This window comes from Vibrio sp. Makdt (assembly GCF_027587015.1).
GTDB lineage: Bacteria > Pseudomonadota > Gammaproteobacteria > Enterobacterales > Vibrionaceae > Vibrio > Vibrio chagasii_B.
Map to the genome: position 1 here is coordinate 25452 of NZ_JAPPTH010000022.1, position 25557 is coordinate 51008.

Consider the following 25557-nt stretch of genomic DNA (forward strand, 5'->3'; position numbering starts at 1 on the left):
TCTAGTTTTGAAAAAGTTGGCTTTTTTTATACTAGAGAAAAGTTAGCATCACAGGGGTTTGGATATGGGCAAGTTAGTTGAAGGTGTTTGGCACGACGTGTGGTACGACACCAAAGAAAGCGGTGGTAAGTTCGTTCGTGAAGATGCGGGCTTTCGCAACTGGGTTGAAAATAAAGCCGGAGCGCAATTTGAGCCAGAAAGTGGTCGTTACCACCTATATGTATCGTTAGCTTGTCCGTGGGCGCATCGCACGCTGATCTTCCGTGAACTGAAAGACCTAACCGATCACATCGATGTGACAGTAGTTTGCCCTGACATGATGAGTGAAGGGTGGCAAATGGGCTTGCCTGAGCCTCTGTTCGGTCACACTCGCATGCACCAAATCTACACCCAAGCCAAACCGGACTATTCAGGTCGAGTAACGGTTCCTGTTTTATGGGATAAGAAAACCAACACCATCGTGAGCAACGAGTCGTCTGAAATCATCCGCATGTTCAATTCAGAATTTAATGAGTTAACAGGTAACACCGATGATTACTACCCATGGGAATTGGCGAGCAAGATTGACGAGTGGAACGACTACATCTATCCGAACATCAATAACGGCGTTTATCGTACCGGCTTCGCGACCACACAAGAAGCTTATGAAGAAGCGTATGACGCGTTATTTGAAGCGTTAGACAAAGTGGATACCCACCTTAGCGAAAACCGTTATCTGGCAGGTAACGAGATTACAGAAGCGGATTGGCGGTTGTTTACGACCTTGGTTCGATTCGATGCAGTGTATGTTGGCCACTTCAAGTGTAACAAGCAGCGAATTGCGGATTACAAACATATCCAAGGTTATCTAAAAGAGCTCTATCAAATAGAGGGTATTAAAGAGACGACGGATTTCTACCACATCAAGCGCCACTACTATTATAGCCACACTGGTATCAACCCGACTCAAGTGGTTCCTAAAGGGCCTGAACTGGATTTAGATTCGCCTCACGGACGTGGTTAGAATCATTAATTAATTCGCTTTTCTTCAGGCGTAAAAAAACCCTAGATAAACATCTAGGGTTTTTGCTTTCTGAAAAAGAAAATTAGTTAACTACTTTTTCTTCAGCTTGCGCAGCTTGGTCTGCTTGGATAGCCGTTAGAGCTACTGTGTACACGATATCGTCTACTAGAGCGCCACGAGACAAGTCATTTACTGGCTTGCGCATACCTTGAAGCATTGGACCGATAGATACTAGATCTGCTGAACGTTGTACCGCTTTGTAAGTCGTGTTGCCAGTGTTTAGGTCTGGGAATACGAATACAGTCGCTTTACCAGCTACCGGAGAGTTCGGTGCTTTAGAAGCAGCAACGTTTTCCATGATAGCAGCATCGTATTGTAGAGGACCGTCGATCACTAGATCTGGACGTTTCTCTTGAGCAAGCTTCGTCGCTTCACGTACTTTATCTACGTCTGCACCCTTACCAGATTCACCAGTAGAGTAAGAGATCATAGCAACGCGTGGGTCGATACCGAATGCCGCAGCAGAATCTGCAGATTGGATAGCGATTTCAGCAAGCTGTTCAGCTGTTGGATCTGGGTTGATCGCACAGTCACCGTAAACCAGTACTTGGTCAGGCAGTAGCATGAAGAATACAGAAGATACGATAGAAGCATCTGGTGCAGTCTTGATGATTTGGAACGGAGGAACGATAGTGTTCGCTGTAGTGTGAACAGCACCAGAAACTAGGCCGTCTACTTCACCGTTTTCAAGCATCATAGTGCCTAGGAATACTGAGTCTTGTAGCTTCTCACGAGCAACAACTTCAGTCATGCCTTTCGCGCCACGTAGCTCAACTAGACGAGCTACGTAGTTTTCACGTACTTCATCAGAGTTGATGATCGTTACGCCAGCACCTAGCTCAACACCTTGTTGTGCTGCAACACGACGGATCTCTTCAGGGTTACCCAGAAGCACACACTCTGCAATGCCGCGCTCTGCACAGATAGCAGCAGCTTTAACTGTACGTGGCTCATCACCTTCAGGAAGAACGATACGCTTGCCAGCTTTGCGAGCGAACTCAGTTAGTTGGTAACGGAATGCTGGTGGGCTTAGACGACGAGACTTCTCAGTACCTTCCGTCATTGACTCGATCCAGTTGCCATCGATGTGACCCGCAACGTGTTCGTTGATGAACTCGATACGCTCTTTATCGTCTGCTGGTACTTCTAGGCTGAAGCTCTGTAGGTTCAGAGATGTCTGCCAAGTGTTACCTTGTGCTTTAAAGATTGGAAGACCAGTCTCTAAAGCAGGCTTGATTAGGTCTTGGATTTCCGCAGGGATATCGTAACCACCAGTTAGAAGAACAGCACCAATCTCAACGCCGTTCATTGCTGCAAGTGCTGCTGCAACGATAACGTCAGGACGGTCAGCCGAAGTCACAAGTAGTGAACCTGGCTTGAAGTGTTCAATCATGTGCGGTAGAGAACGCGCACAGAAAGTGATGCTCTTAATACGACGAGTATTCAGTTCACCTTCGTTGATGATTTCAGCGTTTAGGTGAGAAGCCATATCTGCAGCACGAGTAGCGATTAGCTCGATGCTCCAAGGCACACAACCAAGAACACGGATTGGAGAAGTGTTGAAGATCTCCATTACTTTTAGTTCGCTTTGCTGAGCGCTGTCTGCATCGTCAAAGATTTCAGATAGGTCAGGGCGAGTACGGCCTGCTTCATCTACTGGAGCGTTAAGCTTGTTGATGATAACGCCAGAGATGTTTTTGTTCTTAGTGCCACCGAAGTTAGAACATGCTACTTCGATACGCTCTTTAAGTTGAGCAGGGTTGTCAGTACCCGGAGTTGCAACAAGTACAATCTCTGCACCTAGTGTCGCAGCAATTTCTGCGTTCACTTGGTTAGCGAATGGGTGCTTACGAGTTGGTACTAGACCTTCGATAAGAGTTACGTCAGCATCTTTGTTGATCTGGTTGTAACGCTCAACAACTGTTTCTAGTAGCTCGTCCATGTTGTCGTTACCGATTAGGCTTTCAGCAACAGACATAGCAAGAGGTTGACCGATCTTAACATCGCTGTTTACGCCAACGATAGTTGAAGTTAGATCAGGTTGGTCGCCACCAGAACGTGGTTGAGAGATTGGTTTGTAGAAAGAAACCTTAACGCCCTTGCGCTCCATTGCGCGAAGAACACCCATGCTTGCGCTAGTTAGACCAACACCAGCACTAGTAGGGATAAGCATAATAGTACGAGACATTCGTATGAGTACCTTTAGCTATTGGATTAAAAAAGCTCAACTTCATATTCCTATTTAAGGGTAGGAATAGGAATAGAAGCTGAGCCCCATTTTTATCAAAAGACCGCCGACTCGTTAAAGCCTGCGGTCCTAAATTTGATTAAAGACCTGCTAGTTTCGCAGTGTCTTCAGCAATTACTAGCTCTTCGTTAGTAGAGATAACCATTGCAGGGATACGGCTGTTAGCTGTAGTGATAGTACCTTCGCCGCCGAAACGAGCTTTAAGGTTAGCTTCACCGTCAACTTCGATGCCGAAGATGCCTAGGCGGTTTAGAACCATTTCACGGATTGGGCCAGAGTTCTCGCCGATGCCGCCAGTGAAAGTGATTGCGTCTAGACGACCTTCTAGAGTTGCAGTGTAACCAGCAACGTATTTAGCTAGGCGGTGACAGAACACGTCCATTGCACGAGTTGCTTCTTCTTTCTCACCGTAGTTGTCTTCAACGAAACGACAGTCAGAAGTCACTTCAGTTAGACCAGCAAGACCAGACTCTTTAGTTAGCATGTTGTTGATTTCTTCAACAGAGTAGCCAAGAGCGTCGTGTAGGTGGAAGATGATTGCAGGATCTAGGTCACCACAACGAGTACCCATTACTAGACCTTCAAGAGGAGTAAGGCCCATAGAAGTATCTACAGATTTACCGTTCTTGATTGCACATACAGAAGCGCCGTTACCTAGGTGACAGTTGATGATGTTAACTTCTTCAACTGGCTTGTTTAGTAGGCCTGCAACTTCACGAGTGATGAATAGGTGAGAAGTACCGTGCATGCCGTAACGACGGATGCCGTGCTCTTTGTACAGGTTGTACGGTAGAGCGTATAGGTAAGACTCAGAAGGCATTGTTTGGTGGAACGCAGTGTCAAATACAGCAACGTTTTTAAGGCCTGGGAAGTTCTGTTGAGCAGCTTCGATACCGATTAGGTGAGCTGGGTTGTGAAGAGGTGCGAAAGTCGCAGCGTCTTGAATACCCTTAAGAACGTCATCTGTGATTAGTGCAGATTGAGTGAACTGCTCGCCGCCGTGTACGATACGGTGACCGATAGCGCCAAGGTTAGCTTTAAGCTCAGGCTTAGAAGCAAGAATAGTTTCTACCATGAAAGATAGTGCTTCTACGTGAGCTGCGCCCGCGCCTAGTTGTGCTTCGTGCTTGCCGTCAAGTTTCCACTTCATACGAGCTTCTGGAAGACCTAGACACTCAGCAAGACCAGTTAGGTGCTCTGCACCTGTTTCTGCATCAACAACAGCGAATTTAAGAGAAGAACTACCACAGTTTAAAACTAAAACTAGCTTAGACATTAATGACTACCTGTTAATTTTTCTGATCGAAATCAGTTAAGGATGAAAATTAATCTCAAGAATAGACGAAGCTCGCTAGCTTGCGTACTAACCTTGGTCAAAAAAACGTTAATTTCCGTATTAAAGTGAAAGCGCACTTTTTAAGCAAAAGCGGCTTGTGCATTCCTTGCAGAAGTCTTCTCAAAGTTGCTTAAATTGTAAATAAGGGCAACAATGAGATTGAGGTCTGCAAATAATAGCGATATTGTGCAAATATAACAAAAAAATTTGAAAGAATATTATTTTTCGTCAAATTTTTGTGTTTTTAGTTGATGATTTCAACTTTTTTTAATGGGAGACTCATATGAGCAATAGAGTTGGTTTAGCTGGCAGTTTAAAAGATGGCCAAAAGTACATGGATCTCTGGCCTGTTCGAAAAGAGTTAAACGCTATTTTCCCAGAGCAACGCATCATTAAAGCGACGCGCTTTGGTGTTAAGGTAATGCCTGCGATCGCTGCTATCAGTGTTCTTACGCAAATGGTTTTTAATAATTACCAAGCAATGCCACAAGCTGTGGTCATGGCTTTGTTCGCTATTAGCTTGCCACTTCAAGGCATGTGGTGGTTAGGTAACCGTTCAAACACTCAACTTCCGCCGGCTTTGGTCTCTTGGTATCGAGAGTTACACGAAAAGATCACTGAAACAGGGTTCGCGTTAGAGCCGATGAAGCCGCGCCCTCGCTATAAAGAATTAGCCATTATCCTTAACCGCGCTTTCCATCAGTTAGACAAGTCGTCAATGGAGCGCTGGTTCTAAAAACACCTTACATCTCCCTATAGGCCTGAGAGCATCGATATTCTACATACTTTGCTTGCTCTCAGAGCTAATCCTTGCATATCTTATTCACCCCATTTCTTATCGTATCCCAAAGCAAACCTAGCTTTCCTCGCATAATTCGAGCCTTGTTGTGTTTTTGTTAAATATCACTTCAAGTTATCAATTGTTACTGGTAATAATATCAATAGTGATTTGATGTTGTTCTCTTTGATCGAGCAATAACAACGGAAGCTTGATTCAGGGAGTGTGGATGGGTTTAGTAAAAAAAGTATTAACGGCAGTTTTGAGCTGTTCTCTGCTGCTATGGACTAGCAGTGTGATGGCAAACATTGCGAAAGTGTCGGTGTCACAAGTGGTCGATCACCCAGATTTAAACGCGACACGTTTAGGGCTTCTTGAAGGGCTCAGAGCAAAAGGTTATGAACCTGGAAAAAACTTAGAGTTTTCTTATGAAATGGCCGATGGAAACCCAGCTCAGGCAGCGAAAATTGCCAGAGAACTTGTGAGTGAAAACCCACATGTTTTGGTGGGCATCGCGACGCCGAGCTCACAGGCTTTGGTGTCAGCTACTCGAACAATTCCTATTGTGTTTACGGCCGTCACCGATCCGATCGGAGCAAGGCTTGTTAAACAATTTGAAAAACCGGGACGTAATGTGACTGGCCTTTCTGATCTATCTCCAATTGTTCAGCATGTCTCACTAATCAAAGAGCTTCTTCCTGAGGCGAACTCTATAGGCGTGGTCTATAACCCGGCAGAAGCTAATGCGGTCGCTTTAGTTGGGCTACTTAGAAAAGCAGCGCGTGATTTTGGCTACGAGCTCTATACAGAAAAGGCGCTGACCATTGATGATGTGGAATCTAAAGCAGAATCAGTGGCGAAGCGTTCCGACGTAATTTACGCGCTAACCGATAATACGGTTGCTAGCGGTGCTGAAGGCCTTATTGAAGCGGCAAACCAAGCGGGGACGCCAGTGGTCGCAGGGGCAACGTCTTATGTAGGGAAGGGGGCTATTGCTGGTTTAGGGTTAGACTATTACGACGTTGGAGTACAAACCGCGGATTATGTGTCTGCTATCTTGAATGGTCAAAAACCCGGTAAATTGAGCGTAAAGACCGCACAGAGTTCGCAATTGGTGATTAACTTGGATGCAGCTCGCGAGCTAGGTGTTACGGTGCCAAAGTCAGTGATTGAGCGTGCGATAGTGAGCCGGTGATGGCGTTGGATAGCATGAGCTTAGCGAATTAGACATAAGTCATATTGTTAACGGTGCTAGCATTGCCTTCCATCAAATGGCGCTACGCTGTTCTACGCGTTAACTTTTATCTATTTTGTTCATTTATAAGCAGTTATTTCACCGAGAGCGGTACCGTTAATATCAATTTACATTATTTTACGTCGAGCAGGTTGGCGATTAATGTAATAATATTAATGGGGTAAATGAAAATAGCTGAGCGCTAAGAGCACATTATATGAAAGTAAATAGGCACTTTAGCCTTACCTTTGTCTTTCGGGTTTCCCGCGGTGATCGCGGCAATGCTGCTTGGTTTAATCGGAAAGAACCATTTCGATTCGGTGAAAAAAGACATCGACAGCGAGTTTCATCGTATCGAAGATGTATTTAAAAGAACTACAAAAGTGGTCACAGCCCTAGACTACAGCTTCTCTAACTACTACAAATCAGGAAACCCGCTTTTTCTTGATCACAATAAACATGTTGTGAATGGACTTTGCCAAATCTGGCCTATTGATGTGCTACTCCTAGCGGATGGTAAAACTTCAGATATCCCCTCTGTTGATATCGACTATATGTTGATTGGCGAAGAGTCCCTCTGTTCCGAAAGCAGTGATAGCTACAAAAGTGCATCAGAAAAGATCGCACTTGCCCCGATTCTTTCATTCTTATCTCAACTTGATGAATACCACGACGGTGTACACTTCATTGACACTCGTGGTTATGTGATCTCTTCGCCAGAGGATTTTGCCAAAGGGTTGAGTAAAGAGTTGTTATCGACCATTAAGAGTCGCCCATATTGGCAGAAAACTGCGAATAACCCCGATCAACTGACCCTTTCTGGCCCTGGTTATCGTTTTGATTCTCTTGATCGCATGATTAGTATGACTATTCCTGTGTTCCATAAAGGCGTGCACCAAGGAATGTTGTCGGTTGATATAAACGCGGATCGGCTGTTGGCAAACTCTAACGAACACCTGGCTGGTCGTATCGATATCATAGACACAACTCTAACGATGCCGAAAGCTACCGCAGCTTTCTATCACGGGATTAACCTCGAAGGTGTCGCCTCGCATCACGCGATGTACTATGAATTAGATTTAGTGAAAGAGATTGAGCACTTTTTTGTTTATGAGAAAGACAGCCTTATCGTTGCCATTATTGTGTATCTGTTCTCTGTGACTATTTTCTTCTATGTTAACTCTAATATTGAAAGGGGTTATTTCAAAGAGCTTGCGGCTAAAGATCCAATGACGGGGTTGCTGAATCGACGCGGGTTGGAAGCATTTTGGCGTAGAGTAGAGCATGACCAACTGTTTGCTTTGACCGTTTTTGATATTGACGACTTTAAGTCGATCAATGACACCTACGGTCATGATAAAGGCGATGATGTCATTCGTTACATGTCACGCCAAATCACGAGTAGCATACGCAGTAGTGATGTTGCAGCCCGGTTTGGTGGCGAAGAGTTTGTAGTCTACCTGAAAGGGGATGATCGCGAGACTTTGATGCGAACACTCGATCGTGTAAAAACAGCGATTTGCGCCAATTCAACAGATATTATTCCGAATGGATTCACAGTATCTGGCGGTGTGTGCATTGTAGAGACAGAACAGAGCAAGCTTCACTTTGAAGAGATATTTAAGTTTGCTGATGAGAAGCTTTACGTGGCTAAAACGACCGGTAAAGATCGTATCGAATTCTAGCCACGTTGTTCAGTCTACATGCTTTAATCGACAGTTCGAGAGCGGAGAACTATGCAGGCTGATTGTACAGCTCTTGGTAGCGTTTTATCTGCTCGACGATAGGCGCGGCTTTTTTGTAGGTTCTGATTTCTCGGAACAGCTCTTCCGCTTCTGGGTACTCTTTGCGCAGATACACAAACCACTGTTTTACACGGTTTGGATAGTAAAGGCCTTTATCGCCCTCAATTTCGAACTCTGAATAGCGTAACAGCAGAGCAATCACCTCTATCCATGGCATTGGCTGGTGGTTGTGCTTAACCACGTTACCAAGATTTGGAACGTTGAATGCGCCACGGCATACCATGAGTGAATCGACACCTGTCGTTTTAATGCAATCTTGCCCGTCTTGATAGTTCCAAATCTCACCATTCGCGATCAAAGGCAGCGACGTCTTCTGGCGGATTTGATTGATGTAATCCCACTTTATTTCACTTGCTTTATAGCCACCGGTTTTGGTTCTTGCATGGACTGTTAGTTCGTCCGCTTTGGCTTGTTCAATCGCATCGACAATCTCAAAGCACTCGTCTGGGTGTTCCCAGCCTAAACGAATTTTAGCGGAAACAGGGATGTGATCAGGGACAGCTTCTCGGGTCGCTTTAACAACTTGGTAGATAAGCTCGGGCTCTTTCAGTAATGATGCGCCACCGTTACTCTTATTTACCGCTTTGGCTGGGCAACCGAAGTTTAGATCGATACCTTTGGCACCAAGGTTCGCAGCTTGAATCGCATTTTCTGCCATCCATTTCGGGTGTTGACCGAGTAGCTGCACATGGACAGGAACGCCCGCCATCGTCTGAGAGCCTTGGTGGAGCTCAGGACACAAGCGATGGAATACATGCGGCGGTAATAGTTGATCAGTAACACGCACGAATTCGGTTACGCAGAGATCGTAATCATTGAGCTCTGTGAGAATTTCACGCATTAGATGGTCTAGAACGCCCTCCATAGGGCCAAGTATTACTCGCATGCTGATTTACCGAAACATCTCTGTCCTGAAAATAAAGAGGCGTGATTGTACGGCTTGCCCACGGGATTGTCACTATGAGTGTGGCTTTGCTTACGATGAGGCTCATTCAATCGGTTAATGGCGACATGATGCATGGGATAGCGTTATAATAGGAAAAATGCCCCACTATCCAGAGCTTTCATGACATATCAAATATTAAGCCTACCAGAGTCAATTACCGACATTACTCCGCAGTTTCTTGAAGGGGCAATTCTTGCTTCTAACCTAGCCACTAAGCCGTTAGAGCCAGAAGCGTGGCTTGCGATTATTGCTCCAGAAGCGGGTGAAGCGCTTGTGGCAATCGTGACAGAACAGATTAACCGCCAGCACAACCTCATTCAGCGTAGTGAATACTTACTGACAGATGTGTTTTCTGAAGGTGACTTTACTGAACAATTCGCTGATTTCGCGGAAGGTTTCATGATGGTTTGGCCAACCGTAGAAGAGCAATGGCAAACCGTAAGTGTTGCTGACGGCACACTACGCATGCTACAAGCTCTGCTGACGACATTGATGCTCGCGATTGATGAAGAGCAAACTCAACAGCAAATGGTGGCGGCTGGACTAGAGAACCCGCCTGCGCTTGCAGATCTTGTCGGTCAAGTTGACTTAATGATTTCTGAGGTCGCATTGGCTGCTGATGAAGCGATGCTGGGTAATAAATCTCAGAGCGTGAATCCGTTTAAAGATATCGGTCGTAACGATGCTTGTCCGTGTGAAAGCGGTAAAAAATTCAAGCAATGCTGTGGCAAGAACAGTTAATCGTTTCAAGCGCGCTGTTCTTTAGAGAACGACAAAGATTGGATAACAAAAAGTCGACCCTAAGGTCGACTTTTTAGTTTTTGTAAAGCGTGAGTGATTAGTTGTTCTTGGATTTAACGAATTGAGAAATGACCACGAAACCGAACGCCACTAAGTTGCCTGCAAAGATAATGACAAGCCATTGCGGCATAGAAAGCGACAAGAACTGCCACACGACCTTGCTGCAGTCACCGTAGGCTTCAAACATCCACGGAGCCCATTGGTTTAAAGGTGCCCAGCTAGGGAAGGTCACGAACAGGTCACAGGTTGCAAATGGAGACGGGTTGAACTGGTAATCAACGTGCTCCAAAGCCAACGTTAAACCTTTGTATGCGCCAAAACCCCAGCCAGCAAGGCCAAGCCAGCGCGAGATTGGATTGTTCGGGGCGATAGCACCTATCATGGCTGCGACACCAATAGCTAGCATTGCCACACGCTCATAAATACACATGACACAAGGGCCAAGCATCATGACATGCTGAAAGAACAGCGCACAAGCCTCAAAAAATACGATAAATGCTAGCAGTAAAAGCCAAGATAAACGTCCCTTAGAGAAGTCTTTGAGCATTACAAAAAAGTTCACGAATTAAATCCCGTCTATAAAATAAAAAAGCCCTGAATACTCAGAGCTTTTTATCTTGGATAAGTTTCCTAATCAACTAATATTTTTGATTAGTGAGTTACACATTTTGTGCTTTGCGACACAGTGTGTAGCTTAGTGACCACCAGAGATCACTGGAGCAACCGCTTCACCGGTGCGCTGAATGATCCAACCTGCGTCATAGAACCATGCTGTCATCGGTTCAACAAAGTATACGATGCCTGCAAGGCCAACCAGTGCTAGCACGATAGTGTATGGCAGGGCCATGATTACCATGCGGCCGTAAGACAGTCGAATTAACGGCGCAAGTGCAGACGTTAATAGGAATAAGAACGCAGCTTGACCGTTTGGTGTTGCAACTGAAGGTAGGTTAGTACCTGTGTTGATAGCAACAGCAAGCAGGTCGAATTGGTCGCGAGTGATAATGCCTTCAACCAACGCTGTTTTCACTTCGTTGATGTAAACCGTACCTACGAACACGTTATCTGAAACCATCGATAGAATACCGTTGGCTACATAGAATAGGGCAAGCTGAGCGCCTTTATCTTCAACGTGAAGAACCGCATCGATTACTGGCTTGAATAGTGCTTGGTCGATGATTACTGCAACGACAGCGAAGAACACTGCAAGAAGCGCAGTAAATGGTAGCGCTTCCTCAAAAGCTTTACCCATAGAGTGCTCTTCGATTACACCTGTAAACGCAGTCGCTAAAATGATAACTGAAAGACCAATTAAACCAACTTCAGCAACGTGAAGTGCCAAGCCAACGATAAGCCAAACTGCGATTGCACTTTGAACCCAAAGCTTTGCAACATCTTGTTTAGTTCGGTTTTCACGTTCTTTGTTGTCAAACTCAACTAGGATTTGGCGAACGTTGTTTGGCAGCTTGGCGCCATAACCGAATACTTTGAATTTCTCGACAAGCGCACAAGTTAGAATGCCGCAGAAGAAAACAGGCAATGTTACAGGAAGCATACGGATAATAAACTCACCGAATTCCCAGCCTGCTTGTTTCGCGATAACTAAGTTTTGTGGTTCACCAACCATGGTCATTACACCACCTAGCGCAGTACCTACACCAGCGTGCATCAGTAGCGAACGTAAGAAAGCACGGTAGTCTTCTAAGTCTTCACGAGTTAGTTCAGAGATTTCTTCATCGTGAGTATGGTCGTGTGCAGAGTTAGAGCCTTTGCCCGATGCCACTTTGTGGTAAATCGAGTAGAAGCCCACAGCCACGCTGATCACAACTGCGATTACAGTTAGTGCATCTAGGAAAGCTGATAGGAATGCTGCTGCAACACAGAACGCAACAGAAAGCATGATCTTAGAACGAATGCCGAGCAGTATCTTCGTGAAAATGAACAGAAGAAGTTCTTTCATGAAGTAAATGCCGGCAACCATGAATACTAATAAGAGTAATACTGGAAGGTTTGCTTGCAGCTCATGATAAACCATTTCAGGTTTGGTCATGCCAATCGCAACGGCTTGAATTGCCAATAAGCCACCCGGTTGAAGAGGGTAGCACTTGAGAGCCATAGCTAGGGTGAAAATAAACTCAACCACCAATAGCCAACCCGCAACAAATGGGTCAACTAGGAAGAAAACAAACGGGTTGATGATTAAAAAGGAAATGATGGCAAGTTTATACCAATCAGGAGCTTTACCAAGGAAATTCTTGATAAAAGCGTTTCCGAGAGACATCGGCATGTTAATACTCTTTTATGTTGATTATGAATAGACAAGCAATACAACATTTTGAGAATCGAGCTATAGAAAGTGTTAAAAACTATAACTAACAGTGACTTAGAAAAACTACATTCCATGTAACGTTCTGTGGTCTTGCCAAGTCACTCCCTTAGAAACTCAAGCACTGCTTATTTTTGAGCGCAACTCTACTCTTAGATAACATTTAGTCAACAGGAAAAGCCCTGTAGCACCTAAAATACCTCTTTTTTGTGTGAGAAACGCGATCAAAGTAGCGGAAGCATACCACTTAAAATGTGATAAAAACCGACTAGAATCAATATTTCAGCGAAATGATTGAAATTTACAGAATAAAGACGGTTTATATATGATTATTACAACTTAATATTGCAATTTGATAGCTTTGAAAATATGACCAATGTCGTTGATTTTAAAGTGAATTTATTGTGTTAATTATTTGTTGAAATGCTGATTTATATAGACTTGCTTTGCAAACCTTGGACGGAAACATGAGCTTAACTTTAGAGCTTTAGCTCTACTGGTGTTTTGAGGGAGTAAAATTTTTGAGGGTGTTTCCGCTCGCCTTTACTAGTGGTATGATGAGTAAATTAGAAGAAAATAATTTAATTGGATTGAAGTGTAGATGGTCATTAAGGCGAAGAGCCCGGCAGGATTTGCAGAAAAGTATATCATTGAAAGTATTTGGAATGGCCGTTTCCCTCCAGGTTCTATCTTGCCAGCAGAGCGTGAGCTTTCTGAGCTAATTGGTGTTACACGTACTACGCTTCGTGAAGTACTACAACGTCTTGCTCGTGATGGTTGGTTAACAATCCAACATGGCAAACCAACTAAAGTTAACCAGTTTATGGAGACATCAGGCCTTCATATCCTTGATACGCTAATGACGCTGGATGTTGATAACGCAAGCAAGATGGTAGAAGACCTGCTTGCTGCTCGTACTAATATCAGCCCGATTTTCATGCGTTATGCATTCAAAGCAAATAAAGAGGCTTCAGAGCGTACAATCAGTAATGTGATTGAATCGTGTGAAGCGCTACTTGCGGCACCTACGTGGGATGAGTTCTTAGAATCTTCTCCGTATGCAGACAAAATTAAGCAAGCAGTAAAAGAAGACACAGAGAAAGATGAAGCAAAACGTCAAACGATCTTGATCGCGAAGACATTCAACTTTTACGACTACATGCTGTTCCAACGTTTGGCGTTCCATTCAGGTAACCAGATTTACGGTCTGATCTTTAACGGTGTACGTAAGCTCTATGATCGTATTGGTAGCTACTACTTCTCTAATCCTGAAGCTCGTCGCTTGGCTATGGAGTTTTACAAAGAGTTGTTCGTTATCTGTGAGAGCGGTCAACGTGAAAACTTGCCTTTGGTTATTCGTAATTACGGTATCGCAAGTGCACAGATCTGGAACGAAATGAAAACGACGTTACCAACAAACTTTACGGAAGACGACAGCTAATCTTTTTGGTTAACTTAGTCAGTTTCTAAAGTAAGAACAAAGAAAAGCGGCGAGATAATTCAATTATCTCGCCGCTTTTTATTTATTAAGAGTCTGGTTAACTTGGTCGATTGTTATTTAACCCGCAAACTCTTCTGAGTCTGGACGGTGAGTAAATTGAACGCCATTTAGAAAATCACAAAGCAATTGGTCTTCACACACTTTGTAGTTTTTGTTCTCTGGCTTGCGGAAGTAGGCGCCAATCTCATACTTACTTAGGCTGATACCCACCACTTCTAATACATCGAGCACGTCTTCTGCTTTCATGTTCAACGCAATACGTAGCTTCATGAAAATCATGTTGTTGGTAAGTGCAACTTCAGGCTTTGGCTGAGCCCCTTCTTTTTTACCGCGCTTAAGGTTGATGAAACCATTTAGGAATACCGCTAACTCTTTGTCTTTCATCTTAGAGCATGACTTATCGTTATCCGCTTTTAGCCAGTTAATCACTTGGTCGTGGGCAACAGTCACATCCGCTTGCTCGATAGCTTTGATGATTTGTGCGTTCTTAAGGTTTAGTGCGTGTTGAATACGACGCAAGATTTCGTTGTTAGTCACAGAGGTGTCCTAAAAGGTTTAGAGAGTAAAGCGGCTTCAAACGGCGTATTGCTGCTGATAACCTTGTCATACTTTACTTAGCATAGTTGACGGCGACTCTAACAGAGAACGCCGATTTTCGGTAGATATAAAAAATCCCCGATGCTATTAACTCTTTCAAGTTAAGTTACATCAGGGATTTGGCAGTGAATGCTTTATCTGACAGACGCCAAAATTACATTACACGCATACCAGGTTGAGCACCTTCGTGTGGCTCAAGGATCCATAGGTCGCTGCCGCCAGGGCCTGCTGCTAGGATCATTCCTTCAGACATACCAAACTTCATCTTACGAGGTTTTAGGTTTGCAACCATAACAGTTAGCTTGCCTTCTAGCTCTTCAGGTTTGTATGCTGACTTGATGCCAGAGAATACTTGGCGAGTCTCACCACCGATGTCCAGTTGGAACTTCAGTAGTTTGTTCGCTTTTGGCACTTCTTCACAAGAGATGATACGAGCAATACGCATATCAACGGCTGCGAACGCGTCAAATTCAATCTCTTCAGCGATTGGTTCTTTGTCTAGCTCTGTTTGGCTTGCTTTTTCTTTCTCAGCTTCTGCTTTCTCTTTAGCTGCCATTTCTGCTGCTGCGTCTTCTTTAGAAGACTCAATCATCGCTTCCACTTTCTTAGGATCAATACGGCTAAATAGCGCTTTGAACTTAGTGATCTCGTGATCGGTTAGCGGAGTAGCAACACCTTCCCACGTTAGCTCTTCGTTTAGGAAAGCTTCAGTGCGAGCCGCAAGTTCAGGCATCACTGGTTTCAGGTAAGCCATTAGGACGCGGAATAGGTTGATACCAACAGAAGAAACTTCTTGAAGCTCTTTCTCTTTACCTTCTTCTTTTGCAAGAACCCAAGGTGCTTTTTCGTCGATGTACTGGTTCGCTTTATCTGCTAGTGCTGTGATTTCACGGATAGCACGGCTGAATTCACGAGTTTCGTATAGCTCACCGATACGCTCTGCAGCAGCAACGAATTCGTTGTATAGCTCTGGTTCTGCAAATTCAGCGGCTAGCTTGCCTTCGAAGCGCTTAGTGATGAAGCCAGCGTTACGAGAAGCTAAGTTAACAATCTTGTTTACTACGTCAGCGTTTACACGTTGAGTGAAGTCTTCAAGGTTAAGGTCAAGGTCATCGATACGGCTGTTTAGTTTCGCAGCGTAGTAGTAACGTAGACATTCAGGGTCTAGGTGATTTAGGTACGTACTTGCTTTAATGAAAGTACCTTTAGACTTAGACATCTTCGCGCCGTTTACAGTCACGTAGCCGTGTACGAATACGTTGTTTGGCTTACGGAAACCAGAACCTTCTAGCATTGCAGGCCAGAATAGGCTGTGGAAGTAAACGATGTCTTTACCGATGAAGTGGTAAAGCTCAGCGGTGCTGTCTTTCTTCCAGTACTCGTTAAAGTCTAGATCGTCGCGCTTGTCACATAGGTTCTTGAATGAGCCCATGTAGCCGATTGGTGCATCTAGCCATACGTAGAAGAACTTGTCTTTTTCGCCTGGGATCTCGAAGCCAAAGTATGGTGCATCACGAGAGATGTCCCACTGTTGTAGACCAGACTCGAACCACTCTTGCATTTTGTTTGCTGTTTCAGCTTGCAGTGAGCCAGAACGTGTCCACTCTTTTAGCATGCTTTCAAACTGAGGTAGATCGAAGAAGAAGTGCTCAGAGTCTTTCATTACTGGAGTTGCGCCAGAAACTGCTGACTTAGGATCGATTAGCTCAGTTGGGCTGTATGTCTCACCACAGTTATCACAGTTATCACCGTACTGGTCTTCTGACTTACACTTAGGGCAAGTACCTTTTACGAAACGGTCTGGTAAGAACATCTCTTTCTCAGGGTCGAAAAGCTGAGAAATAGTACGGCTAGAAATGAAACCGTTCTTTTTAAGTTCTAGGTAGATGTGAGAAGCCAGTTCACGGTTCTCGTCGCTGTGTGTGCTGTGGTAGTTATCAAAGCTGATATCAAAGCCAGCGAAGTCTTTTTGGTGCTCTTCACTAACAGCAGCGATCATCTCTTCTGGCGTGATACCCATCTGTTGAGCTTTAAGCATAATTGGCGTGCCGTGAGCATCGTCAGCACAGATGAAGTTTACAGTGTTGCCACGTAGACGCTGGTATCGAACCCAGATATCAGCTTGGATATGCTCAAGCATATGACCAAGGTGAATAGAGCCGTTAGCGTACGGAAGCGCACAAGTTACCAAAAGTTGTCTTGGATCAGTTGCCATACTTAATAATTCGCTTTTTTGATAGGTATAAATTTGATTGGTAATACTACTTTATAACGTGTGATACGCCAAGGTATCAGACAAAGGATTCCCCTAGTTTTTTAGGGGTTCAGTCTTCATCTCGTGGGTGATAGCATAAATAAAAAAAGGAGCCCCAATGCGTAACTTTACTTCGAAGCAAGATTTCTGTTCATGGTTGAATGAGTTTGAGTCACCAATCCTCATCCCAGAGTGGGCGCTACACCAAAACATTGTCTCAGTTGATCCTCGTGGATCGTTTGTTATTACTTTGCCTTTCGCTGCGAATCAGCTTGCTGTTGACCTGGAAAATTGGATGAACGCTCAGATTGAACAAAAGCTTGTGAGTGCTTTTCAATTTGAAGTGAAGGTCAAGCCATCGGCACTTGAAACGACGGTATCAACGCCACTTAAAGGCGTGAAGAATATTATTGCTGTCACTTCTGCCAAGGGCGGGGTGGGCAAATCAACGACTTCCGTTAACCTTGCGCTGGCTTTATCTAAGTCAGGCTCAAAAGTCGGTTTATTGGATGCGGACATCTACGGCCCATCGGTTCCTATGATGCTAGGACAACTAGATGCGAAGCCAGAAGTGCAAAACAATAAGTGGATGATGCCAATCGAAGCGCACGGTATTTTCACGCATTCAATTGGTTACCTTGTATCGAAAGATGACGCTGCGATTTGGCGTGGTCCAATGGCGGCAAAAGCACTGGGTCAGCTTGTGAATGAAACGGTATGGCCAGAATTGGATTACCTGGTTATCGATATGCCACCGGGCACAGGTGATATCCAGTTAACTCTATCTCAGCAGATCCCAGTAACCGGTGCGGTGGTTGTGACTACTCCTCAAGATCTGGCTTTAGCAGACGCACGTAAAGGTGTCGCGATGTTCGATAAAGTGAGTGTGCCTGTAGCAGGCTTAGTTGAAAACATGAGCTACCATATATGTAGTCACTGTGGTGAGAAAGAGCATATCTTTGGCGCTGGTGGCGCAGAGGCTATGTCTGAAGAGTTCTACCTCGATATCTTAGCGCAAATCCCACTGCATATTGATGTTCGCGAAGACATCGATGCCGGTTGCCCGACGGTAGTGCGTCGCCCTGATAGCGAACATACACGTCACTACCTTGAGCTTGCTGAAAATGTCGCGGCTAAAATGTTTTGGACGGGTAAAGCACGACCAGAAGCGATTAACTTTTCTATGGTTGAATAGTAAGCGCGAACCTCAACGCGGTATAGATAATGAGTGGTTTAGATAAACAGCCCGTGGTTTTTGCACAACTATCGTTTTTTGGTTAGGTAGTTGGCAAGCCTGTGCAAATAGTTGTAGGCAAGTTATTTGAAAGCAAACGATTGTCTTAAGTAAATGTATTGAGATCATCAATTTGACTGCAATTTGCTAAAATGGCGACTAGAATCTCGGTGCTTTAGCCCCTATAATCAGGCGGTTTATCTATTCCCACCACCAAACCATATCGGGTGCAAAATAATGTCTGATAATAATCAATGTGTCATCGTAGGTATCGCTGGCGCTTCAGCTTCAGGAAAAAGTCTGATTGCTAGTACGATTTATAATGAGCTGCGCGAAAAAGTAGGCGACCATCAAATTGGTGTTATCACGGAAGATTGCTATTACAGCGACCAAAGCCACTTGAGTATGGAAGAGCGTGTTAAAACTAACTACGATCACCCAAATGCACTGGACCATGATCTGTTATGTGAGCATTTACAGCAGCTGATGAGCGGCAATGCTGTAGAAGTACCAGAGTACAGCTACACAGAACACACACGTACTTCTGAAACGACTACACTTACTCCTAAGAAAGTGATCATTTTAGAAGGTATTCTGCTATTAACAGACCCACGTCTTCGTAACCTAATGCACGCAAGTGTGTTCATGGATACACCACTAGACATCTGTCTACTACGCCGTGTTAAGCGCGACGTTGAAGAGCGTGGTCGAACAATGGATACAGTACTAAAGCAATACCAAGAAACAGTACGTCCGATGTTCATGCAGTTTATCGAGCCTTCAAAACAACATGCAGACATCATCGTTCCTCGTGGTGGTAAAAACCGTATCGCGATTGATGTACTAAAAGCGCACATTGCGAAGTTGTTGAAGTCTTAATCGAATAAAAGTTTTGCCTAAGTGACTCACTTAGCTTTATTTTTTACCGAATCAGTGGCACTTTTATAGTGCCACTTTCTTTTGGAATCTAAGCAAGGAATATGCGGATGAAGAAACTACTCATTTTCATAGCTGTGCCAGTGTTTATTGTTGTTGCAGCAATTTTGGCACTAGTACTGTTAGTGAATCCCAACCAATTTAAGCCATTAATTGTCGAACAAGCCCAGAAGCACACCGGCCTTGAGCTAGTGATCGAGGGTGATATCAGCTGGCAATTCTTCCCATCTATTGGCTTCGAACTTGGTCAAACTGAATTACGCAACCCAGAAGGGTTCACCCAACCTAACCTATTTAAGGTTGATACCGTTGGCGTTGACGTTTCGGTTACTCCGCTATTTAGCAACCAACTAGAGATCGGCAACATCACTCTAGATGGCGCTGAATTCTACTTAGAAACGCTTAAAGATGGCCGTAAAAATATTGATGCGCTGACGCAAGCATCTACATCTGATGCGTCGGCACCAGCAGCTGATACAACGTCTGAGCCTGCGCAGGCTCCACAAGAGCAAAGCGCATCTGAGGCATCTGGCTGGACGATAAATCTAGCAGGCGTAACCATTTCAAACGCACTATTTGAAATGGATGATAAGCAAGCGGGTTCTTTCACTAAACTGTACGATGTGTCTTTGAACCTATCTGAGTTCGCAGTAGACACATGGACGACGGCAACTTTCGCTGCGTCTGGTGAGAACAACCAACAAAAATTCTCAGCTAACGGTAGTGCAGAGTTCAAATTGGCTGAAGGCTTTGCAAGCTATGCGCTACGTAATATCGACCTAAACGCTAAGTTTAATGACCCAACGACGTCAATTGACTCCGTAAAGCTTGGTTTAGATACGTTTGAGTTCGATAAGGTTAACCAACTGACTTACGCTGTGGTTGGTAAAGCTGCTGGTCTAGATTTAGACCTGAAAGGTGGCGGTGAGCTGACGGTTGATAAAGCAATTTCAAAAGTGACACTGAACAAGTTAACGTTAGACTCTACGTTCAAGGGTGACACGCTTCCTCAGTCACCAATGAAAGTCGACATGTTGTCTGATCTTAGCTTTTATCTAACGAAGAGCCATTTGAGCTTTGTGCTAGAGAAGCTACAAGCTAACTCTATTGCATTAGACGGTAAAGCCGACGTTACTCTGTCAGATATACCAAAGGTTCGTTTCTCGCTTCATAGCCCGAATATTGATTTAGACGAGTTCCTAGGTTTAGGTAGTTCAACAGAAACTGCGAGCACGGCGCCTTCTGGTTCTGCTGGTGGCTCAACGTCAAAGTCAGGCAGCTCAGCACCAGCGAAAGAAGTTGAACCTGACCTATCTGCGTTGAAAACGCTTGATGTGAAAGGTGATATCACGATCGATAAGTTCAAAGCAAACAATGCGAAAATGCAGAATGTTAAAACGGCGTTCTCTGTTAACCGCGGTGTTGCTGAATTGACTTCATTCACATCAAACCTTTATCAAGGTTCTATCTCTGCGACAGCGAAACTAGACGCTCGTAAAACACCAGCGACTTACACTGCTAAGAAGAGAATTAAAGGTGTGAAAGTTCAGCCATTATTGGTTGATGTTGCCGGTAACGATATGCTTGAAGGTACAGGTAATATCGATGTTAATGTGAAAGGTAAGAGCCTTACACCAACAGGAATCAAAAAGAACTTAGTTGGTACTATCGCGATTAACTTTGAAGATGGTGCGGTTAACGGCATCAACGTTGCACAGCTGATTCGTGAGAACTACGCGAAGATCAAAGGTGAAAAAGTTGAAAGCACAAATGAAGCTAAAAAGACTGATTTTAGTGCGATGAAAGCGACGCTTAAGGTTGATAAAGGTTGGGTTTCAACGAATGACTTGTCGGCACAATCACCATTACTACGCGTTACAGGCCAAGGCAAAGCTAACTTCATTAATGAAACGGTAGATTTCTTAGTAAGAACATCGATTGTTGGCTCATTAGAAGGTCAGGGCGGTAAGAGTATTGATGACCTGAAAGATGTGACGATTCCGATTAAGGTGACAGGCCAATGGGCTGACCCGAAATTTGCACTTGTTTTTGATGATGTATTGAAGCAAAAAGCACAGAAAGAGATTGACCGTGGTGTTAACAAGCTAACGGACAAGATTAAAGATGAGAAGACCAAAGAAGCCGTAGATGGTTTATTGAAAGGTTTCTTTAATTAACGGTTCTCGCTAAATATAAACAAGCGCCATTCCTATTGTAGGAATGGCGCTTTTTATTTGTACTAATTCAGACCTGATCTGACAGTTACCCACTTTTAGACTCGGTGCCTGTCAGATTATATCTGGGCTAAATTCTTTTCAGCCCAGATTGATTTCCCATCCTCTAATGTCTCTATTGGCGTTCTGCCACAGCACATTTTTCCTTGATGGGTACGATGATTGTTGTAGTAGTCCATCCATTCGTCCAGATCTTTCTGTAACTCTTCCATAGAACTATACAGTTTCTTTCTGAATGTGACTTGGTAGAACTCATTCAATATGGTCTTGTGAAAGCGTTCGCAGATACCATTTGTCTGCGGTGACATCGCTTTCGTTTTCGTGTGGTCGATATCATTGATGGCTAGATAGAGTTGGTAGTCATGCTGATCAACACGACCACAGTATTCAGTGCCTCGGTCAGTCAAGATTCTCAACATTGGCAGCTTATGATTCTCGAAGAACGGCAGAACCTTGTCATTCAACATATCTGCTGCCGTGATTGGTGTTTTTGTTGTGTAGAGCTTTGCGAACGCTATTTTGCTGTAGGTATCAACGAACGTCTGCTGATAGATACGCCCAACACCTTTAAGGTTGCCGACATAGAATGTGTCTTGAGAGCCTAGATAGCCTGGGTGTGTTGTTTCTATCTCACCACAAGCTTCATCATCATGCTTCTTGCGTTCTAGAGCAGCGACTTGTTCTTCCGTTAGAATGATACCGTTCTCAGCGACTTGCTTTTCTAATGCAATGAGGCGTTTTTTGAAGTTTTCTAGGTCGTTGCGAAGCCAGATTGAGCGCACGCCACTTGGAGAGATAAAGACCCCCAGTTTACGCAGTTCGTTGCTTGTTCTAACTTGCCCATGAGCAGGGAAGTCGATGGCGTATTTTAGGACGGCTTGTTCAGTTTCACTATCAACTCGGTTCTTTAAGTTTGGTGTTCTTCTGCTCTGATTAATCAGAGCATCAATACCGCCAGTTTCAACCAGCTCTTGATAGCGATAAAACGTGTCTCGAGAGACACCCATAACCTTGCAAGCTCTAGATACATTGCCAAGTTCCTCTGCAAGATTGAGAAGCCCAGCTTTGTGTTTGATGATTGGATTGCTAGTATGAAGCATGAGAGTTACCTCTATTGTCTTTGATTAGTGATTAAGCACCTTTAATCAAAGTGGGTAACTCTCTTCTTTTCAAATTGAAGTGTCAGATCTAGTCGGAACTAATACATTTTATTTTGGCATAGGTAATACTCAAGAGAGATTCCCTATGACACTCGTCCCTCGCTCAAGGGCATAACGGCCTAGTGGTTGTCATCCTCTAGAGGGAAGAATGACCGAGTCCGGGAGCTCTGGTTGAAGGTGATTACCAGTCAACGCCTTGTAGCGCTTTAACACCAGATTCGAAAGCGTGCTTCACGTTGCGTACCTCTGATACGGTGTCTGCCATTTCAGTCAGTGTGCGGTGCGCGCCACGGCCTGTAATGATCACTGATTGCATCTTCGGACGGTTGTTAAGCGCTTCAACGACTTCATCTAGTTCAATGTAACCGTAGCTCACCATGTAAGTCAGCTCATCAAACAGAATCACATCAATCGATTCGTCAGCCAGCATGCGTTTACACTCTTTCCATACGCGTTGTGCCGCTTCGATATCTTGCGCCTTGTTCTGCGTTTCCCAGGTAAAACCAGTGCCCATCACCTGAAATTCAACATCTAGCTTTTGCAGGACATTCTTTTCACCGTTATCCCAAGTGCCTTTAACAAACTGAGCAACCGCACATTTCTTACCGTGGCCTACTGCGCGAGTTATGGTACCAAAGCCAGAGGTCGATTTGCCTTTACCATTACCAGTGATGACCAGTAACAGGCCCTTTACTTCTTGTGCTGCAGCGACACGAGCATCGACTTGTTCTTTTACTTTCTGTTGTCTTGCTTTATGACGTTGTTCTTTGTTGTCTTCAGTCGACATAACAAATCCTTTTAAGTTGTGATTGCGCCTATCATAGCCTAACTTAACGATAGCAAAAACCATCGGAAGAACAGGTGATTACGGATGAAAAAGATACTCGTGGTTTGTATGGGGAATATTTGTCGCTCGCCAACAGGTGAAGCGGTATTACGAAAGAAGGCACAGCAGATCAATATTGATGTTCTAGTCGACTCTGCAGGGACGATTGGTTTCCATCAAGGTAACCCACCAGACTCGCGCTCTAAAGCGGTCGGAGAGAAGCGAGGTTATAGCTTTAAAGGCATTACTTCACGAAAAGTCGTCGCAAATGATTTTGAAGAGTTTGACTTAATACTCGCAGCAGATAGAGCTAACTTGACCGACTTAATGAGCCAATGTCCGGCACATTTGCAATACAAACTGGCGTTGTTTCTAAGCTTTGGTGAATCGCAGTATCAAGAGGTTCCTGATCCGTATTATGGAGAGGGTGATGGGTTCGAACTGGTTTTGGATTTAATCGAAGAGTCTAGCGAAGCGATATTAAGGTCGATTTGATATCGAGGATATAAAAGCAGTAGAACGCTTGCACGCGAAGTATAAAAAAGGCCGACATTGAATGTCGGCCTCTCTATATCTAGCGTAAAGTGATGCTTAGGATTACTTAGACATTACTTTGTAGATTGGGTCTTCAGCTACGTTAGCTTCTACTAAGCTGCCTGCTTTGTGCAGCATAGCAACACAGTCTTGGCTTAGGTGACGAAGGTGCAGCGTTTTACCTTGTGCTGCGTAACGCTCAGCAATGGTATCAATTGCTTCAATAGCTGAGTGGTCGGTTACGCGAGAGTTCGCGAAATCAACGATAACGTCTTGTGGATCTTCATGAGCGTCAAATAACTCAAGGAAGTTCGCTGTTGAACCGAAGAAGATTGGACCGTTTACTTTGTACTCTTTTGAACCCGCTTCGTTGATGCAAGTATCTGCGTAGATGTGCTTAGCATGCTGCCATGCAAACATCAGTGCAGATGCAATAACACCCACAAATACAGCAACCGCTAGGTCAGTCATTACTGTCACAACCGTAACAAGAACGATAACGAAGAAGTCTTGCTTAGGTACGCGACGTGCAAGCTTGAAGGTTGCCCATTCGAATGTACCAATAACAACCATGAACATCACACCAACTAGCGCCGCTAGCGGGATCATTTCGATAAGTGCTGAACCGAATAAGATGAACATTAGCAATGCCACAGCAGCAACGATGCCCGATAGACGACCACGGCCACCAGAGTTTACGTTGATCATTGACTGACCAATCATCGCACAACCACCCATCGCGCCAAATACTGAACACGTCACGTTAGCCATACCTTGACCAACACATTCACGGTTAGATTGACCACGAGTGTTTGTCATCTCGTCTAGTACTGTTAGCGTTAGTAGCGATTCGATTAGACCAATCGCTGCAAGGATCACTGCGTAAGGTAGGATGATGTATAGCGTTTCTAGGTTAAACGGTACTGCTGGAATAGAGAAGGTCGGTAGAGAACCCGCCAGCGTTGCTGCTTCGTCACCAGACATAGTACGTAGGAAATCAACAACAGTACGAGTTTCAAGATCAAGACCTACAACCAATGCCGTCACCGTTACGATAGCAACCAATGAAGATGGTACTGCTGTCGTCAGTTTTGGTAGGAAGTGGATGATCGCCATAGTTAGTGCCACTAGGCCTAACATCAGAGTCATCTGGTCGCTTGGTAGCCAAGTTAAAGCACCTGTTAGATCCGGTGCTTTGAATTGACCAAGTTGAGCTAGGAAAATAACGATAGCTAAGCCGTTCACGAAACCAATCATTACTGGGTGTGGAACGATGCGGATAAATTTACCTAGCTTGAAGACACCTGCTGCAATTTGCAGAAGGCCAGCTAGCATAATTGCCGCGAATAGGTATTGAACACCATGAGTTGCAACTAGGCTTACCATTACAACAGCCATTGCGCCAGTCGCACCAGAAATCATGCCTGGGCGGCCGCCGAAGATTGAAGTGATAAGACCTACGATGAATGCTGCGTACAGACCAACCATTGGGTCAACGCCAGCAACAAAGGCGAATGCTACAGCTTCAGGTACCAGAGCAAGTGCTACGGTAAGGCCTGACAGTACGTCATTCTTTACAGAGTGCTTAGAAAATTGTGGGAATTCGAACATGTGTGCTCAGCTATGCTTAAAATGGATTTACCGACACGAGTGTATTGCGTAGCTAAACAGTGATGAAAAAGAGCGGCAATAGCTAAGTGTCGAAAAGATAAGTGCGCGAATGCTACCCAAAATTGTGACTAAG

At 44.5% G+C, this 25557-nt stretch carries 19 protein-coding genes and 1 pseudogene; 10 read left to right on the forward strand and 10 right to left on the reverse strand.

Features of this window, described 5'->3' with window-relative positions:
* Window positions 1-64: 64 nt before the first annotated feature.
* The gene (locus tag OH460_RS21345) at window positions 65-1003 is read left to right on the forward strand and encodes a glutathione S-transferase family protein (protein ID WP_269999483.1); all 939 of its coding nucleotides are present in this window, start codon (window positions 65-67) and stop codon (window positions 1001-1003) included.
* 82 nt (window positions 1004-1085) lie between these two features.
* Here OH460_RS21345 and pta read toward each other — a convergent pair whose 3' ends face one another.
* Together pta and OH460_RS21355 are read right to left on the reverse strand one after the other, a co-directional pair.
* The gene (gene pta, locus OH460_RS21350; protein WP_105057414.1) at window positions 1086-3251 is read right to left on the reverse strand and encodes a phosphate acetyltransferase; all 2166 of its coding nucleotides are present in this window, start codon (window positions 3249-3251) and stop codon (window positions 1086-1088) included.
* 139 nt (window positions 3252-3390) lie between these two features.
* Window positions 3391-4587 (reverse strand): acetate kinase, encoded by a 1197-nt coding sequence (locus OH460_RS21355; protein ID WP_004737356.1) that lies wholly within the window; start codon window positions 4585-4587, stop codon window positions 3391-3393.
* A gap of 343 nt (window positions 4588-4930) precedes the next feature.
* Here OH460_RS21355 and yfbV point away from each other — a divergent pair, with 343 nt between their 5' ends.
* From yfbV to OH460_RS21370, 3 genes and pseudogenes are all read left to right on the forward strand, one after another.
* Complete coding sequence (yfbV, locus tag OH460_RS21360) at window positions 4931-5383, forward strand: terminus macrodomain insulation protein YfbV (RefSeq protein ID WP_269999484.1); 453 nt, start codon at window positions 4931-4933, stop codon at window positions 5381-5383.
* 271 nt (window positions 5384-5654) lie between these two features.
* Complete coding sequence (locus OH460_RS21365; protein ID WP_239930991.1) at window positions 5655-6620, forward strand: ABC transporter substrate-binding protein; 966 nt, start codon at window positions 5655-5657, stop codon at window positions 6618-6620.
* Between the two features lie 256 nt (window positions 6621-6876).
* Window positions 6877-8344: pseudogene (locus OH460_RS21370) on the forward strand (GGDEF domain-containing protein).
* A gap of 49 nt (window positions 8345-8393) precedes the next feature.
* Here the strand turns inward: OH460_RS21370 and dusC are convergent.
* Entirely contained in the window at window positions 8394-9350 is a 957-nt protein-coding gene (gene dusC, locus OH460_RS21375; protein ID WP_269999485.1) for a tRNA dihydrouridine(16) synthase DusC, read from the reverse strand.
* Window positions 9351-9530: 180 nt separating this feature from the next.
* Here dusC and OH460_RS21380 point away from each other — a divergent pair, with 180 nt between their 5' ends.
* Window positions 9531-10151, forward strand: a complete 621-nt coding sequence (locus OH460_RS21380; RefSeq protein WP_269999486.1) for a YecA family protein — start codon at window positions 9531-9533, stop codon at window positions 10149-10151.
* Between the two features lie 97 nt (window positions 10152-10248).
* Here OH460_RS21380 and dsbB read toward each other — a convergent pair whose 3' ends face one another.
* Both dsbB and nhaB read right to left on the reverse strand, forming a co-directional pair.
* Window positions 10249-10758 carry a disulfide bond formation protein DsbB gene (dsbB, locus tag OH460_RS21385; protein ID WP_008220257.1) on the reverse strand — a complete coding sequence of 170 codons (510 nt, stop codon included), beginning with the start codon at window positions 10756-10758 and terminating at the stop codon, window positions 10249-10251.
* A 147-nt stretch (window positions 10759-10905) separates the two neighbouring features.
* Window positions 10906-12498, reverse strand: coding sequence for a Na(+)/H(+) antiporter NhaB (gene nhaB, locus OH460_RS21390; RefSeq protein WP_102426095.1), 1593 nt, complete (start codon window positions 12496-12498; stop codon window positions 10906-10908).
* 640 nt (window positions 12499-13138) lie between these two features.
* On the opposite strand from nhaB, the gene fadR reads away from it, so the two are divergent.
* Window positions 13139-13978 carry a fatty acid metabolism transcriptional regulator FadR gene (gene fadR / locus OH460_RS21395; RefSeq protein WP_008220261.1) on the forward strand — a complete coding sequence of 280 codons (840 nt, stop codon included), beginning with the start codon at window positions 13139-13141 and terminating at the stop codon, window positions 13976-13978.
* 117 nt (window positions 13979-14095) lie between these two features.
* Here fadR and OH460_RS21400 read toward each other — a convergent pair whose 3' ends face one another.
* Window positions 14096-14575 (reverse strand): DUF1456 family protein, encoded by a 480-nt coding sequence (locus OH460_RS21400; RefSeq protein WP_105057410.1) that lies wholly within the window; start codon window positions 14573-14575, stop codon window positions 14096-14098.
* A 214-nt stretch (window positions 14576-14789) separates the two neighbouring features.
* The gene (gene metG, locus OH460_RS21405) at window positions 14790-16850 is read right to left on the reverse strand and encodes a methionine--tRNA ligase (protein ID WP_102424359.1); all 2061 of its coding nucleotides are present in this window, start codon (window positions 16848-16850) and stop codon (window positions 14790-14792) included.
* Between the two features lie 157 nt (window positions 16851-17007).
* Between metG and apbC the strand changes: the two genes are divergently transcribed.
* The 3 genes from apbC (at window position 17008) to OH460_RS21420 (ending at window position 21236) form a co-directional block, all read left to right on the forward strand.
* Window positions 17008-18084, forward strand: coding sequence for an iron-sulfur cluster carrier protein ApbC (gene apbC, locus OH460_RS21410; protein ID WP_008220270.1), 1077 nt, complete (start codon window positions 17008-17010; stop codon window positions 18082-18084).
* 276 nt (window positions 18085-18360) lie between these two features.
* Entirely contained in the window at window positions 18361-19002 is a 642-nt protein-coding gene (gene udk / locus OH460_RS21415; RefSeq protein ID WP_004737367.1) for a uridine kinase, read from the forward strand.
* Between the two features lie 107 nt (window positions 19003-19109).
* On the forward strand, window positions 19110-21236 hold the full coding sequence (locus OH460_RS21420) for an AsmA family protein (protein WP_269999487.1): 2127 nt from the start codon (window positions 19110-19112) through the stop codon (window positions 21234-21236).
* 116 nt (window positions 21237-21352) lie between these two features.
* Here the strand turns inward: OH460_RS21420 and OH460_RS21425 are convergent, their stop codons facing one another.
* Window positions 21353-22393, reverse strand: a complete 1041-nt coding sequence (locus OH460_RS21425) for an IS481 family transposase (RefSeq protein WP_269999488.1) — start codon at window positions 22391-22393, stop codon at window positions 21353-21355.
* Window positions 22394-22634: 241 nt separating this feature from the next.
* Window positions 22635-23240: a cob(I)yrinic acid a,c-diamide adenosyltransferase gene (gene cobO / locus OH460_RS21430; RefSeq protein ID WP_008220274.1), complete on the reverse strand. Its 606-nt coding sequence runs from the start codon at window positions 23238-23240 to the stop codon at window positions 22635-22637.
* An 84-nt stretch (window positions 23241-23324) separates the two neighbouring features.
* On the opposite strand from cobO, the gene OH460_RS21435 reads away from it, so the two are divergent.
* A complete protein-coding gene (locus tag OH460_RS21435; protein WP_269999489.1) occupies window positions 23325-23774 on the forward strand; it encodes a low molecular weight protein-tyrosine-phosphatase in 450 nt (149 codons plus the stop codon).
* 102 nt (window positions 23775-23876) lie between these two features.
* Here OH460_RS21435 and OH460_RS21440 read toward each other — a convergent pair whose 3' ends face one another.
* Complete coding sequence (locus OH460_RS21440) at window positions 23877-25424, reverse strand: SulP family inorganic anion transporter (protein WP_008220276.1); 1548 nt, start codon at window positions 25422-25424, stop codon at window positions 23877-23879.
* Window positions 25425-25557: the final 133 nt, after the last annotated feature.